Raw genomic sequence first — 911 nt, forward strand, 5'->3', positions numbered from 1 at the left:
TCTCCAATGAAAGAACACAAGGGGCGAAACGCCTTCGATTGGCGGCTTTTCCTTGGGTTCGGTTGGTTATTGATCGGCATTTTCGCCGATCGGCTAAATCTCTTCCTTCCGCGCGACAGGCATCTGCCGTTCGGTTCTTGAACCAGTCTCCAATGCGTGACCCTGATGCCGTGCTGGCTTCGGTCACAGAGTGGCGTTCGGCTCCCGGCTTCCCATTCTCCTTGAGGAGCGCAGCCCAGTCCTGCCGGGCTCGCTAGACGACAATCAGGACAGCCGGGATATCGTCGACGCGCCTTCCGTGGTGCTGGTGCCGCGCGGCTCGTAAGCGCGCTGGTCACGCAGGATCTGGAAGGCGATCGTCAAAAGCTTGCGCGCGATCGCCACACGCGCCTTGTTGGTTCCTCTGATCTTCAGATGCTCGTACTGGTCATGAAGTTGCGCATCGCTGGCGATGGCGGGGGTGACGGCTTCGACGAAAGCCCAGCGCAGCCACTTGTTGCCCTGCTTGATGATCTTGCCGTGAAAGGTCTTGCCGCCGGAGGAATAGGTCGAGGGCACCAGTCCGGCATAGGCGGCGAGCTTCTTCGGATTGCGAAAGCGGGATACATCGTCAATCTCCGCGTCGATCAGCCGGGCGAAGAACTCGCCGATGCCGGGGATCGTCTTCAACAGCTTGACGTTGGCATTGGCCTTGGTCATCGCCCGGATCGTTGCTTCCGACTGCTTGATCCGCACGTCAATGTCGCCGATGAAGGCGAGGCCACGGTCGATCTGGATGCGGTCGATCTCCGAGACGTTGACTTGCGCCAGCTGGACGCGGCCGGCCTTGCCAAACAGATCCCCGAGCTTCTTCAGCTGTGCCGTCTGCTCCGGATAGCGATCAAACACCGTGACAATGCGGTTCTTCGTCA

At 59.9% G+C, this 911-nt stretch carries 1 protein-coding gene; it reads right to left on the reverse strand.

Annotated elements, in window-relative coordinates:
- Nucleotides 1–264: 264 nt before the first annotated feature.
- Nucleotides 265–911: transposase (locus IB264_RS34165; RefSeq protein ID WP_192435369.1), on the reverse strand; the 647-nt coding region annotated here is incomplete at its 5' end.

The organism is Ensifer sp. ENS11 (genome assembly GCF_014851895.1).
Lineage (GTDB): Bacteria > Pseudomonadota > Alphaproteobacteria > Rhizobiales > Rhizobiaceae > Ensifer > Ensifer canadensis.